Source organism: Vibrio sp. B1FLJ16 (assembly GCF_905175385.1).
Lineage (GTDB): Bacteria > Pseudomonadota > Gammaproteobacteria > Enterobacterales > Vibrionaceae > Vibrio.
Genome location: NZ_HG992749.1, coordinates 935432 through 949423, shown reverse-complemented (window position 1 = coordinate 949423; position 13992 = coordinate 935432). Strand labels below are relative to the sequence as shown.

Here is a 13992-nt window from a genome sequence, read left to right as displayed (position 1 = left end):
TAATTATCCTTTTACCGATCCAGCCGTCAGGCCGCGAACAAAGTATTTTCCTGCTAATACATAAACTAATAACGTTGGTAGCGCCGCAATGATCGCCGCTGCCATATCGACGTTGTACTCTTTCACACCAGTACTGGTATTGACCAAATTGTTCAGCGCTACCGTGATAGGCTGGGTTTCAGAGCCGGAGTAAACCACACCAAATAAGAAGTCATTCCAGATAGCGGTAAACTGCCAGATAACCGTAACCATGATGATTGGCGTCGAAATTGGCAGCAGAATCTTAAAGAAAATAGTAAAGAAGCCCGCGCCATCCAGTTTTGCGGCTTTAACCAGTTCATCCGGAATACTGATGTAAAAGTTACGGAAGAACAGCGTCGTAAACGCCATGCCATAAATGACATGAACGATGACAAGACCCGTAGTGGTATTCGCCAATCCCAGCTTACCCAGCACCGCCGCCATTGGCAGCAAAATAACCTGAAACGGAATAAAACAACCGAACAGCAGCAAGCTGAAAAACAGATTTGATCCGCGGAACTGCCATTTAGTGACAACATAACCATTAAATGCGCCTAACAGAGTCGAGATCGCCACCGCAGGAATCACCATCTGGAAAGAGTTCCAGAAGTACCCTTTTACCCCTTCACACTTAACACCGGTACAGGCACTGTCCCAGGCTTTATGCCAGGCACCGAAAACCCATTCCGTCGGCAAACTCATCAGGTTACCTGCTTTAATGTCCGGCAGTGTTTTGAATGAGGTAATCACCATCACGAACAACGGCATCAGATAAAACAGACAAAAGAACACCAGTCCGCAATAGATAAACAGTCGAGAAAAATTCATACTGCGCATCATGACTTTTTCTCCCTGAGTTCTGAATACAAATAAGGCACTAAGATGGCGAGAATACCTGCGAGCATCATCATCGCACTGGCAGCGCCCAAACCTATCTGACCACGAGTAAATGAGTGTGCGTACATAAATAGCGCTGGCAAATCGGAAGAGTAACCCGGGCCACCCGCTGTCATCGCGGTGACTAAATCGAAGCTCTTAATAGCAATGTGTGACGTGATGATCACCGAGCTGAAGAATACTGGACGCAGACAAGGCATGATGATGCGCCAGTAGATAGTCGGAAGGCTGGCACCATCGATTTGCGCCGCTTTGATAATCGATGAATCGATACCACGCAGCCCCGCTAGAAACATTGCCATGACAAAGCCAGACGACTGCCAAACAGCAGCAATGACTAACGTATATACTGACATGTCAGAATTCACCAGCCAGTCGAATTTAAAGTTGGTAAATCCCCAGTCCTGCGCCAGTTTCTCGATACCCAACCCCGGGTTAAGAATCCACTTCCATGCGGTACCTGTCACGATAAAAGAGAGCGCCATCGGATACAGATAAATAGTGCGGATTGTGCCTTCCTGACGAATATTTTGATCGAGTAAAATAGCTAAACCCACGCCAAGCACAATGGCGATGAGCATAAACAGCAAACCAAAAATTCCAAGGTTTGTGATAGAGGTGATCCAACGGTCATTTTCCATCAACTTTGCATACTGGGTGAAACCAACAAAATTGAAGCTCGGCAGAAAACGGGAGTTGGTGAGCGATAACGCCGCCGTCCAGAAAATGTAACCGTAGATACATACCACGGTGACCAAAACCGTCGGGGCAAGAACAATTTTCGGTAACCACTGCTGAAGTCTGTCCGCCAGATTAACTTTTGCGTGTGACTTCTTTGGATACCGGTTTACAACGTTCTCCATAACGAATCCTTACATCTTAAAAGAAGGGCGCATGAGCTCCCCACAAGCCCATACGCCCTAAATGGATTAGATAGCGGCTTTAACTGCTTTCGCTAGTTTTTGCGCTGCTTGTTTCGGATCCGCATTTTCATCGTTGAAGAAGTTAGTCACGACGTCATAGATAGCACCTTGTGCATAGCTCGTGGTCGATAAACCATGCGCCATACTTGGTACTAAATCACCTGACTTCGCACTCGCCTTGAAGGTTTCCATTGAATCCAACGCACATTGGTCAAACTTCGCCATGTCCATATCAAGACGAACCGGGATTGAACCTTTGTTCAGGTTGAATACTTCCTGGAACTCTTTAGTCAGAATCGTACGGGCTAAGTCTTGCTGTGCCATTTGATTCTGTTTATCGCTCAGCTCAAAGAAAGCGAAACTATCGATGTTGAAAGTAAACTGACCTGCTGTACCCGGTGCTGGCGCACAGATGTAATCTTTACCTGGCGTTTTACCCGCCGCTGTAAACTCACCTTTCGCCCAGTCACCCATGATTTGCATCGCAGCGTCACCGTTAATCACCATCGAGGTTGCTACGTTCCAGTCACGCCCTGGAGAGTTAGCATCAATGTAGTTGTGAATTTTCTTAAACTTAGTGAACACTTCAACCATTTTGTCGCCGGACAATACATTCATATCTAAGTCAACAAAGGCTTTGTTGTAGTCTTCGCTGCCCAGAACATCCAGTGCGACCGCTTCAAATACTGTCGCGTCCTGCCAAGGCTGACCACCGTGTGCGAGAGGAATGAAGCCTGCTGCTTTGATTTTGTCCGCTGCAACAAAAAACTCATCTAACGTTTTCGGCAGTTCGACGCCCGCTTTCTTCAGTACTTCAGGGTTTGCCCAAAGCCAGTTAACACGGTGAACATTGACCGGAACCGCCACGTATTCATTGTCAAATTTCATCACCTTGGTAACAACTGAAGGCAGGATGTCATCCCAGTGCTCCTGTTTCGCCGTACTATCAAGTGAAGTCAGGAAGCCAAGGCCGCCCCACTCCTGAATATCGTGACCTTTAATCTGAGCCGCAGATGGCGGGTTACCTGATACGGCGCGCGTTTTAAGTACTGTCATCGCAGACTCACCGCCACCACCGGCAACCGCAAAGTCTTTCCATGTATGATTTTGCTTCTCCAGCATATCTTTAAGTACGGCAGCAGATTTCGCTTCGCCACCAGCAGTCCACCAGTGAAGTACTTCCACTTCGCCAGCATTGGCAAAATTCGCAGCAGACAGCAGAGAGAGGGTAAGTAGGGTTTTATTTAGTTTCATTATTATCTTTCCGTGTATTGGATTAGACATTCAGATCAACGGCTTAGTGACCTGAGCGTTCTTGCTTGAACATTGTCAGTCTATCCAACGAAAATTTTTTGATTGAAACAAAGCGTAATCTCAATGTAACAAAGATGTTACATTACGATTCAAACACTGAAGAAACAAACACTTGAGCGCGAAGACCTCTATTAGGCAAGTTGTCAATTATGAGATCTCCACCATGCCCGTGCAAAATATTACGGCAAATTCCAAGGCCCAGCCCGTGCCCTTGGTCATCGTCCGATAAGCGGTAATAAGGTTCAAATACGGTCTCTAGTTTTTCTTCCGGAATACCGGGGCCCTGATCGCAGATCTCAACCTTCACCCGATCATCACTCCTGGCGAGGGTTATCTCAGCTGCAAGACCGTACTTCACAGCGTTATCGACCAAATTCCCGATAACACGTTTTATGGCGAGTGGTCTTGCTACGATTGGCCCGATAGGGTTCGGGGTAAATTTCACCCTTATTTGTTGCTGGTTATAAGGCTCAATAACCGTGCTAATAACCTCATTGAGATCTACGTGCGCGGTATTTTCATGCAGATCGGTATCACGGACGCACTGAAGTGCGCCCTTTACCATCATCTCTAAATCATCTAAATCACGATTGAACTTTTCACGCTTCACATCACTTTCCAACAGTTCGGCACGTAATCTCAGGCGTGTAATCGGTGTTTTTAAATCGTGAGAGATAGAGGAAAACAGCTGTTCCCTATCGGAGATATAGTGCCGAATCCGTTGCTGCATTCGGTTAAAAGCGCGCGTGGCAGTAACAAGCTCACTGGCCCCCTCTTCTTTCAACGGAGCCTGCTCTACATCCATGCTCATTTCGTTGGCGGCTTTTGCAAGCCGTTTCAACGGCTTTACCTGCCTTTTCATCAGTAAGTAAGTAAGAAAGAGCAAAATCGTTGTCGAGAAAACCAGAAACAGGATCTGCTCTCGGCCAATCAAGGTATCGTCAAGGTCAACATACGGAGCAGGAAGTAAAGCGGCGATATAAAGCCACTCATTCTTAGCCAGCTCAAGCTGCACGACTAAAACGGGAGGATCAATCGGGCTTAACGTTAAGGTATGGTGAGCCCACGATTTAGGTAAGTCACTAAGATAAATATCGTTTTTCAGCAGTCGCAGATTTTCCGGTAACGAGAAATCGACCAGAATGGTGTCTACTTTGGGCAGCTTCTTAGTCAGCACCTTTTGTATAGCTTCAATGGATGCCAGTTTGAGCGGCGTATCCTCTATCGGCTCGACGATCAGCTGTTCCTTGTTAAATGAGACAAAAAAACGCGTTCCGCCCATATTACGAATCTGATCAAGTACGATGTGGCGATAGCCGACTGGCAGCGACTGAAAGAACGTCACGGTAGAGGAAAACATGTTCGCCATACTCTGCGACGCATCCTGAATCCCTGCCAGCTCTTTCTGCCTGGATTCGGTATACCAGATAGTAGTTGCAACGCCTTGAGCTAATATCACCGCCAGTAACGTTAACCCTAATGTGCGATTAACTAACGAATTTGGCTTGAATCGCTTGAGAAAATGCCACCAACTATTGTTCATAACTGACTGGTACAGAGAGTAAATAACCGTTACCACGCATCGTCTTAATATAATGCGGGTACTTATCACTGGCGCCTAATCGCTGGCGTAAACGACTAAGCTGAACATCGATACCACGCTCAAAAGGTAACGCTTCCCTGCCGCGTGTAGCGAATGAAATGGTGTCACGATCGAGTATCTGATTTGGTTTTTGAAGGAAGAGCATCAGCAGAGAAAAATCACTGCCTGACAAGTCGTGAGACTGCTGAGTTTCCTGATGAGTAATCCGATGCGCTAACGTGTCTAACCGCCAGTCACCAAAACGAATCGGCTTGGCTGCAAGGTTCACATCCTGCCCTTCCTGGGTACCCTTAACCCGGCGCAATACCGCTTTGATGCGCGCACTAAGGTGGCGCGGGTTAAAAGGTTTCGCCAGATAATCATCAGCACCGATTTCTAAGCCTATGATTTGATCCGTATCGTCCGATACGGCTGTGAGCATAATTATTGGTGTCGACGAAGTCCGGCGTACTGCCTGACACAAAGAGAAACCATCCTCTCCGGGTAACATTACATCAAGCAAAATAAGATCCGGGTAGTCATTCTGCTCAATGTGACGATGCATCTGCTCGCCATCATTCACGGTATTGACGACATAACCCTGCTTTGTCAGATACTCCTGTAGCAACTCACAAATTTCTTGATCATCATCTACGACTAGCACTCTAGCTGACATTTTTCCATCCAACGTATTACTCAACCACTGAACGCTAGTGTAATCCGTGGCAAAACATGGGTTCACAGAATATTTTTAATACTTTGAACCCCTTGCGGACAAATATCACATCTTATTAACAAAGTAATCATATCAACTTATGACGAACAGCTGATTTCCATTTTCTTACCCCACTCTGGTGGTAGTTTTGCGTACTCTTCAAACTCAGGCTGAGAATCAAATGGTCGGCGCAGCAACGCAGCAAGGCGGCGGACTTCACTAAAATCACCGTCTTCCGCTTTATCGATCGCCAGTTGTGCCAAGTAATTACGCAGAATGTATTTCGGATTAACGGTACGCATCTGTTCACAACGCTGCTCTGCTGTGATGGGGTTACCTTGTTCATCTATCTCAAGCCCACATCTTGCCAGATATAACTCCAACCACGCCTGAGCTGCTTCTCGGTCAATAAACAGGTCGATAACTTCCTGAGGCGACTTACGGTCTAATTCAGAAAGCGACCTGAAGAAACGCGTGTAATCTGTTTTGTTCTGATTGAGTAACTCAAACATGGACTCAAACAAACGACCGTCTTCATCTATTCTGGTTTTTAATCCGAGCTTACTGCGCATAAGCAAACTGAACTGCTGACTTAAACGTACTTCAAACTGACCAAGTGCTGATTCCAGGTCTGAGCGTTCCACCAGCGGAGACAAAGCGTGTGCCAGCGCCGATAAATTCCATAGTGCGATGCGTGGCTGCTGTTCAAACGCATAGCGTCCCTGGTAGTCTGAATGGTTACAGATGTAATTTGGATCGTAGTCATCAAGGAAACCAAACGGGCCGTAATCAAATGTCTGACCAAGGACAGACATGTTATCGGTATTCATCACCCCGTGAGCAAACCCAAAAGCCTGCCACTTTGCAATCATGTCTGCGGTTTTCTCTACGATAGAGGCAAACATCGCGGCATAAGGTTTCTCGGTTTGAGAGCATTCAGGCAAGTGCCATTCGATAACTTTATCCGCGAGTAACTTTTGTTCCGCAAGCTGATTGGTATAAAAGAAGTGTTCAAAGTGACCGAACCGGATGTGAGTTTCCGCCATGCGAATTAACAGTGCGCCATTTTCGGTTTTCTCACGATAAACTGGGGTATCACTGACCATCATGCCCAGCGCCCGTGTTGTCGGAATCCCGAGTCCTTGCATAGCTTCGCTGCACAGGTACTCACGAATCGTGGAACGCAGTACCGCTCTGCCGTCTCCCATTCGTGAATACGGAGTTAGGCCTGCGCCTTTTAGATGGATATCAAACCAGGAACCATCCTGTCGCTGGATCTCAGCCAGTAGTAATCCACGACCATCGCCCAAATCCGGATTGTAAACGCCGAACTGATGGCCTGCATATTTCATTGCTAAAGGACGAAAATCATCGAAATCACTCTGGCCGGAAAAGACTTTCAGCAACTCATCGTCCGGCGCGACCGGCAAACCAAATTGCTGCGCAAAGTCGCCATTCCAGACAACCCATTGCGTGTTCAACAGCGGCTGAGGTTTCACATACGTAAAAAAAGAGGATGGTAATTCACTGTACCGGTGGCTGAACTTGACCCGTTGCCAGACTGACATATCGGTTCCTTATCTAAGATTCACTACTGTTCAGTATACGTCTGAACCCAACCATCATTCAGCCATGAAATAAGCATGGGTATTTACCTACCGTTAGTAAGTCTAACCCCTGAAACAACAAAGCCACTCGATAAGAGTGGCTGAGATTGAGAATGGTGTTGGTATTAATGACGACGTCGCCATCCCAAAAACGCAAGTAGCATTAATGACCAGTAAGAAAAGCTACCGCCACCGCCTGAGCTGCTTCCCTTTTTAGCGCTTGTTGCCGCAACATTTACCGTAACTTCACCTATCGCTATCGCACCTTGGTCGTCAGCAATCACATACTCCAACTTCACATTGTCAATTGCACTATCCGGAGCTTGGTAAACTACCTTGCCATTTTCAACATACGCCGCCCCGATACCAGATACATTGATCACGCTTTGGACCTCAAGATTATCTCCGTTAAGATCCTCATCATTCGCGACGACATCAATAACAATACTCTCACTCACTGCAACCGTTACTGAATCGGCTGTCGCTGTAGGAACACTGTTTTGAACCTCAACATCGACCGATGCATGAGATACTTCCGTACTCCAGTCCGACACCGTCAGCTGAAAGGTCAATACATCCCCTGCTTTAGCTCCTTCAGGAATTGTGAAATTAGCATTAACTTCGGTAGAGCTTCCAAGCGAAACCGTTCTTCCAGCTACTTGTTGCCACTGATAAGTTAATGCGTCGCCATCGGGGTCATTACTATTGGTCGCCGACAACGTCACGCGATTACCAACTTTGAGCTCTGTGCCAACTACATCGATAACCGCAACAGGGGCATGATTATTTTCGACTACTTCAATAGAAACACTTACGGCAGATGAAGATAGTGAGCCATCTGCTGACACTAAGCGATATTGAAAACTGTCTGAGCCAGTAAAATCCTTATCAGGTTGATACTGATTATCTGAAATAGTGCCATTAAACGGAGGTTGAACAATATCAACTTCAAACTGATAGCCAGATGCCACCAAGTCATTGTCCATTAAATTCAGCGTGAGCGGAGTATTCATAGCAACCCTGAATGTGTCGGATCTAGCTTCAGCAACACTATTGTTTTCGTTGTTCAACAAAGCAGCAAATGAAACCGATGAAAAACCAGATTTAATAAGCCCGGATGAATATTTCTCGCTACTATTACCAACCCACATTACGGGTTGATTATCCAGCTCAGTTTCAAGAAAACTTCCAAAATTGAAGCTTACTTCAAACTGGCCACCTTCAATTTCAACCACTAGTAAATGCTGACCAGCAGTTAACTGAACCGGTTGAGGGAAAAGCACTCTAGAGGACTGTCTAAATGCCCCCTGATACAGCAACTCACCGCTGTCTTCATTCAATACCAAAGTGAAGTCATTACTATCAGTAAAAGGAAAGCGCCAAACCTTATACGTCATTTCACTTAGATACGTGGTTTTCTGGGCATAAAGCTGTAAACCATCGAGCTGTGTGTCACGGTCTAAATCAAGCGGGACGGCTAGCACATCATCGCCACCAGAATAGACATATTCCTGATAGAATGAGTTAAACCACGCCGATTTATTCGTATCACTCGGTTTGGTCAACCGGAAACTGCCACCACTTTCACTACTTGAAATATCTGAAATAGTGACGTCGGTATTAAAGCCAGTAACAGTGCTCAGACCGGGATACGAGGTATCAGAAATCAACGCGCTACCATTGGGGTATAAATCACCCTGATCGCTCTGGTAGCCCATTTCTAATTCCCCATAACCATCCGCCTGCATTACTTGAACTTGCATATCACCCACGTCATTGAAGCGGTTAAGAATATTCACCGACATAGCAAGTGCCCCTTCTGCAGGCAAAGCTCGGTCATAGCCGCTGAAGGTTCGATTTTCCAAATAAATACGTGGGCCATATTCCTTAAGGTAAGGGTCAAGGTAAACCAGTGTTACTTCGTCATTTTCGAGTGTATGAGATGTGCTACTTTGCTGAGCAACCGTTGGCAATACGAACCCAGCGGCGTGTCTGCTCCAGGCGCTCATATTGACAGGTGTTTCACCCGGATAGCTGTCACCCGCCTTCATCGCCCAAGAGCCGTAAGACATTAATCCCCAGGAACCAATCGATGCGTCGCTGTATCTAGAGTAGAGATCGGGTAAGCCAAGCATTAAATGGCCCAACTCATGAACAATAACACCCAGAGTTGATTGATGTTGTTCCTGGAAATCGGCGAATACACAGTATTCACTAATGGTCTTCCCATCCAGAGAAACGTCATCATGGGAATACTTATGAGGCCAAATAGCAGGTTTACTTAGGTCACCTGTCGAACGATCACCACCAGCAAAAACAAACATTACCGACAATTCTGTCGCATCGATAACACCATTTTGATCACTGTCGTAACGCGATAAATCTAAATAAGGATCAAGTTTTTGATACGCTTGCACGAAGACTTTATTTATCTTTTCATCACACAGACTCTGGCTATCACTGAAATGACAGTCTGGGTGACTCAGTGGTACAGTCACATCAATCACACCGTCATTTTCAGTACCATAACTTTCAATAGCCGGAACAACCTTATATTGCCCTTTTGAGTTTTGTTCAAAATAGTCGACGACACTTTGACCGTTCTGACCAAAAACGCGCTGTTCAAAGTCATGTGTCATCATTTCATCAGTAAACGAAACCTGTACCACAAGTAACGGTTGCTGTGTAACTCCAGAACCACTCATTGCCTGATAGCTCAACCCTGAACGTAATAGCTTCTTACGAGCCATTGGTTCTATGGTTTGTAATGATGAAAATGAAGGCTTAACAACTAGCTCTGGCCGAAACTTAGCCAACTCAGGTGCAACCGAAACCTGAGTTTTTGCTATACCCGTCGAGACAAGCTCCGGGGAAGTTGAGTCACTCTGAATCTGAGCAAAAAACCAGGTTCCGCTCTGCTGGATAAGTGCATTCCCTTGCTTATCTTCAAACCAGTGAAAGTCCGCACTTCCGCGCAGAATAGCTTCACTTGAGCTTCCATCAGTTAAGGTAATTTCATGCCAGACAGGCGACGGTGGGGTGGTGGCAATACTTTTTTCTGCTACAAATGCAGACAGCACAGTTAATGCAAGTAGGTTGAACTTCAAAATACGGCTCCATCTTCTCAATTCGCATACAGCACATTACATCAACACCTGCGCGCACAACCGATGTAAAACTCCATTGATTGTTAAATATATAAGGTGATTAATATAGGCTAACTAAATGAATGCTATAGGAAGGAGGAAGTAAAGGCATGAAGGTTCGTGAACGGAGCAACAATTTTGCGCGTCATGACACGTATTTTTATATAGAGTTACCAGGCACTAATCAAGGGTTAGGAACCAACTAAGTTGTTGATATTTTAGTATTTAAAATCACCCAGTAAGAACCGTATCTTCCGGGTATTTAATCAGACTAGGTTCCGGACGGGCTAGCATATAGGCCAGTGTCAAAGGGCCAATACGGCCGATGATCATTACGACAATCATGATGTATTTGCCCGGCTCCGATAGCTCAGCAGTAAGGCCTGCCGTTAACCCTACCGTTGCAAAAGCTGATATTGTCTCAAACACCACCTGATCAAAAGCAGCCTTCTCGGTGATCATCAGCAGGAACATGGCTGTGGTAAGAATGGCGCCACTCACAACGATAATCGCGAGCGATTTGGTCACCGTATCCCAGTTTACGGTTCGTTTGAATATCACCACATGTTTCTTTTGACGCAGGAAAGCCCAAGTTGCTAAAAACGCGACAGCAAAGGTGGAAACCTTGATACCACCGCCTGTTGAGGTCGAGCCAGCACCAATGAGCATCAGGACGATCATGACCAGAAGCGCTGGCTGGGTAAATTGCGTTAAATCAACACTGTTAAAACCTGCCGTACGAGCACTGGCAGACTGGAAAAATGCCGCCAGCCATTGGCCTGACAATGGTAATGTTTCCATTGTATTGGGATTGTGTCTTTCCAGAAGCCAGAACAACAGAGTACCGGCAAGCAACAATGACGGAGCCGCGATCAACATAATGCGGGTATGAAGAAACAGCGAGTTAAAGCCTTTCCGCCAGTTCATCCAGACATCGCCGATAACGGTAAAGCCCAAACCACCGAATATAAACAGAGCTGCAAGAGTAAAAATCACCAAAGGGTCATTCACAAAACCAATCAGACTGTCGGAAAACAAGGCAAATCCGGCATTATTGAAAGCGGAAATCGAGTGAAATAGTGCATAGAACATCCCCGTCTGCCAGCCCATTTCCGGCACCCAGCGAATGGAGAGAAAAATGAAGCCAAGTGTTTCTGCCACCAATGCAAATACCATGATCTTTTTAATCAGGCTGCGCAGATTAACTTTCCGCTCCTGACCAAGGGCGGATTTCGCCAGTGCTTGCTGACGAAGGCTCAAACGCATACCAAACATATAAAGCAGGACGGCCGATAAGGTCATTTGCCCCAATCCGCCAATCTGAATCAGGCACATCAACAAGATTTTACCCGCTAAAGTAAAATGCTGCCCGGTATCCACAACCCCAAGGCCGGTGACACTGATTGCTGATGTTGCGGTAAATAACGCATCGGTTATCGATAAACCGCTCACCGAAAACACAGGCAAAGTGAAAAGAACCGCGGAAGGCAACAATACACCAAGAAAGCTCAGTAAGATAATTCTCGGCTCACTGCCCTTCTCTTTCGCGTGTTTGTTGTCCGGTACGTAAAAAAAGCCTTTCTTGTGATGATGTATCATAGTGATTTCAGTGTACGAGCGAGTTTATCTTGCGGGCCAACCACTATGAGCAGGTCGCCAATTTCCAGGCTAATGTCCATCCCCGGCGCTTTGGTGATTTCCGGCCCTCTTTTAAAACCAAGAACTTGTACACCTTCAACTTGGCACAGTGACAGTTCACCCAGCGTTTTACCCATCCAGTTGGACCCGATCACATACTCGGTCATGGCTAAATCACTGCCAAGAGGATGGAAATCCAGAACGCGTCTGTCCAACATTTTGCGCGCGACACGTATTCCCATATCACGCTCTGGCATAATGACGTGGTCAGCGCCAATCTTTTGCAGCACCCTGGCCTGAAACTGATCATTAGCCTTTACCCACAGTGTTCGCACTCCTGATTCTTTAGCGATCAATGTAGCCAGAATACTGGCGTTCACATCATCACCAATGGCGATCATCACCATATCGTAATCATGGAGTTCCAGCTCTGCGACGGTCTCTTCGTGAGTACAGTTGGCGACGATAGCCTGGCTCACAAATGCAGCCACTTCTCGGACTCTGACTTCATCAATATCAACCGCTAAAACCTGAGAACCTGCATCTTGGAGCTCTTTACAAACCGCTAAACCAAACCGACCAAGGCCAATAACAGCAAATTGCTTATCACCTTTTTTCATTAGTGCCTCTTCTATGCATTCACCAGCAATAGAGAAAGTCTGCGAATATTCAACCTCTTGCGCAAACCTGACGACAGATAATTAACGAAAGCCTCAAGTAAACGGCTCGCATCACAGTCTTAAGCGTATGACATGAATTGCTTTTTTTCACGATTATCGGGGTTATTTTCCTTAGCCGGAAAACAAACAAGCCGCATCGAAATGCGGCTTGTTATCAAGGTAAGCTTTTAATGCTAGTTACGCTGTTCTTGTGGCTTACGCTTATTCTTCGGCACGTAATTAAGAATAGAAATCGGCACCGGCTTTCTTGGTGCAAATCCTTCAATCTCAACGCGCTCAAGCAGATGACCAAGGCGACTTTCAATCATGCACAAGTTTTTGAAATCATCCTTCGATACCAGTGAAATCGCTTCACCCTGCGCTCCGGCACGACCTGTACGGCCAATTCGGTGAACGTATTCATCGGCCGGGAATGGTAGATCGTAGTTAATCACGACAGGCAGATTGTCGATATCGATACCACGCGCCGCAACGCCTGTCGCAACCAGGTACTGGATTTCGCCTGCTTTAAATTTCTCAATCAGTTCCTGACGAACACGCTGGTTACGTCCGCTGTGGAACGCTTCAGCAACAATGCCGCGCTTCTCCAGCTGACTGACTAACTTGGCGGCACCGTGCTTGGTTTCGATAAAGATCAGAACTTGCGACCAATCGTTCTCTTTCAGCATCTGGCTTAACAATGACGACTTCATGTCTTTATCGACCGTCGTAATCCACTGCTTGATGTTTGACTTAGAGGCGCTGTGTTTTGCAATGGTGATTTCTTCCGGATCGACGATCGCATTCTTGGCAAGATCGCGTACCGGATTCGACAACGTCGCCGAGAACAGCAGACTCTGTACGTCCTCTGGCATGCAATCAACTATCTTGTCTATCGCGTCAATGAAGCCCATATCCAGCATCTTGTCCGCTTCGTCGAGAACCAGCATTTCTACTTCATCAAAATGAATGGCACGTTGACCATAAAGATCGATTAGACGTCCCGGCGTGCTTACTACAATATCAACCCCTTCGATAAGTGCTTGCTTCTGCGGTGCGTAATCGACACCACCGAACATCGCCATTGAGCGCAATGGCAGGTTCTTACCGTAAGCCTCAATGCTCTGGTGCACCTGAAGTGCCAGTTCACGTGTCGGGGTCAGAATAATTGCCCGCGCTCGCTTCTTACACTGGGTTTCACCTTTGCTGAGCTTTTCTAAGATTGGCAATACAAAGCTGGCGGTTTTACCTGTACCGGTTTGCGCTGCGGCAATCAAATTACTCCCGCGCAGAACAATCGGAATAGCTTTTTTCTGAATAGAAGTCGGTTTTTCATAACCTAGCGCCGTCACTGCTTCAGTGATTGGTGCGCTTAAACCAAGCTTAGAAAATGGCATAGAAACGTCTCAACAGAGGAAATGGGCGCGTAGTGTATCAGAATCACCTTCAAGTAACAGAATGATTAATCAGCGTAGTAGCGCCAGGCAGAC

Annotated in this window: 10 protein-coding genes; all 10 read right to left on the bottom strand. The window is 46.4% G+C overall.

Annotated features, from left to right (window positions below):
- Positions 1-3 precede the first annotated feature (3 nt).
- The 10 genes from KHN79_RS04375 to KHN79_RS04330 all read right to left on the bottom strand — a co-directional run bounded on the left by KHN79_RS04375 (position 4) and on the right by KHN79_RS04330 (position 13899).
- Positions 4-861, bottom strand: a complete 858-nt coding sequence (locus tag KHN79_RS04375; RefSeq protein ID WP_182011084.1) for a carbohydrate ABC transporter permease — start codon at positions 859-861, stop codon at positions 4-6.
- Positions 858-1781 carry a sugar ABC transporter permease gene (locus tag KHN79_RS04370; RefSeq protein WP_182011083.1) on the bottom strand — a complete coding sequence of 308 codons (924 nt, stop codon included), beginning with the start codon at positions 1779-1781 and terminating at the stop codon, positions 858-860. Before KHN79_RS04370 ends, KHN79_RS04375 begins: the two co-directional genes overlap by 4 nt.
- A 66-nt stretch (positions 1782-1847) precedes the next feature.
- Positions 1848-3095: an ABC transporter substrate-binding protein gene (locus KHN79_RS04365; RefSeq protein ID WP_182011082.1), complete on the bottom strand. Its 1248-nt coding sequence runs from the start codon at positions 3093-3095 to the stop codon at positions 1848-1850.
- A 142-nt stretch (positions 3096-3237) separates the two neighbouring features.
- On the bottom strand, positions 3238-4698 hold the full coding sequence (locus KHN79_RS04360) for an ATP-binding protein (protein ID WP_182011081.1): 1461 nt from the start codon (positions 4696-4698) through the stop codon (positions 3238-3240).
- On the bottom strand, positions 4688-5413 hold the full coding sequence (locus KHN79_RS04355; RefSeq protein ID WP_182011080.1) for a response regulator: 726 nt from the start codon (positions 5411-5413) through the stop codon (positions 4688-4690). The genes KHN79_RS04360 and KHN79_RS04355 overlap by 11 nt, the downstream gene beginning before the upstream one ends.
- 137 nt (positions 5414-5550) lie before the next feature.
- On the bottom strand, positions 5551-7020 hold the full coding sequence (locus KHN79_RS04350) for a protein adenylyltransferase SelO (RefSeq protein ID WP_182011079.1): 1470 nt from the start codon (positions 7018-7020) through the stop codon (positions 5551-5553).
- 164 nt (positions 7021-7184) lie between these two features.
- Positions 7185-10166: a M6 family metalloprotease domain-containing protein gene (locus KHN79_RS04345; RefSeq protein ID WP_182011078.1), complete on the bottom strand. Its 2982-nt coding sequence runs from the start codon at positions 10164-10166 to the stop codon at positions 7185-7187.
- A gap of 270 nt (positions 10167-10436) precedes the next feature.
- On the bottom strand, positions 10437-11804 hold the full coding sequence (locus KHN79_RS04340; protein WP_182011077.1) for a TrkH family potassium uptake protein: 1368 nt from the start codon (positions 11802-11804) through the stop codon (positions 10437-10439).
- On the bottom strand, positions 11801-12463 hold the full coding sequence (locus tag KHN79_RS04335) for a TrkA family potassium uptake protein (protein WP_182011076.1): 663 nt from the start codon (positions 12461-12463) through the stop codon (positions 11801-11803). The genes KHN79_RS04340 and KHN79_RS04335 overlap by 4 nt, the downstream gene beginning before the upstream one ends.
- Positions 12464-12696: 233 nt before the next feature.
- Positions 12697-13899 (bottom strand): DEAD/DEAH box helicase, encoded by a 1203-nt coding sequence (locus KHN79_RS04330; protein WP_182011075.1) that lies wholly within the window; start codon positions 13897-13899, stop codon positions 12697-12699.
- Positions 13900-13992: the final 93 nt, after the last annotated feature.

Coding starts and splice junctions, on each gene's coding strand:
- KHN79_RS04375 (WP_182011084.1), bottom strand. CDS start 861: ATGATGCGCAGTATGAATTTTTCTCGACTGTTTATCTATTGCGGACTG.
- KHN79_RS04370 (WP_182011083.1), bottom strand. CDS start 1,781: ATGGAGAACGTTGTAAACCGGTATCCAAAGAAGTCACACGCAAAAGTT.
- KHN79_RS04365 (WP_182011082.1), bottom strand. CDS start 3,095: ATGAAACTAAATAAAACCCTACTTACCCTCTCTCTGCTGTCTGCTGCG.
- KHN79_RS04360 (WP_182011081.1), bottom strand. CDS start 4,698: ATGAACAATAGTTGGTGGCATTTTCTCAAGCGATTCAAGCCAAATTCG.
- KHN79_RS04355 (WP_182011080.1), bottom strand. CDS start 5,413: ATGTCAGCTAGAGTGCTAGTCGTAGATGATGATCAAGAAATTTGTGAG.
- KHN79_RS04350 (WP_182011079.1), bottom strand. CDS start 7,020: ATGTCAGTCTGGCAACGGGTCAAGTTCAGCCACCGGTACAGTGAATTA.
- KHN79_RS04340 (WP_182011077.1), bottom strand. CDS start 11,804: ATGATACATCATCACAAGAAAGGCTTTTTTTACGTACCGGACAACAAA.
- KHN79_RS04335 (WP_182011076.1), bottom strand. CDS start 12,463: ATGAAAAAAGGTGATAAGCAATTTGCTGTTATTGGCCTTGGTCGGTTT.
- KHN79_RS04330 (WP_182011075.1), bottom strand. CDS start 13,899: ATGCCATTTTCTAAGCTTGGTTTAAGCGCACCAATCACTGAAGCAGTG.